At 64.1% G+C, this 290-nt stretch carries 1 pseudogene; it reads left to right on the top strand.

Features of this window, described 5'->3' with window-relative positions:
* Positions 1–290: pseudogene (locus GV790_RS29890) on the top strand (arylsulfatase); the annotation flags it as partial.

Here is a 290-nt window from a genome sequence, read left to right as displayed (position 1 = left end):
GGTGACGGGCAATAAGCAGGTGCTGTTCCCCGGGATGCGCAGGCTCAGCGAGCACAGCGTCATCGACATCAAGAACCGGTCGTTCTCGGTGACCGCGGCGATCGAAACGCCGAAGGAGGGGCCGACCAACGGTGTGGTCATCGCCCAGGGCGGTCGTTTCGGCGGATGGGCGTTCTACGTCCGCGACGGGCGGGTGAAATTCGTCTACAACCTGCTCGGTATGACCGAGTGGATCATCGGCGCGACAGAGGATCTGCCCACCGGCCGTCACCAGATCCGCGCGAGATTCG

Origin of the sequence: Nocardia cyriacigeorgica (assembly GCF_010858045.1) — a bacterium.
Lineage (GTDB): Bacteria > Actinomycetota > Actinomycetes > Mycobacteriales > Mycobacteriaceae > Nocardia > Nocardia cyriacigeorgica_E.
The sequence above is the reverse complement of the archived record's forward strand: the minus strand, read 5'-3'. Positions and strand labels throughout refer to the sequence as shown.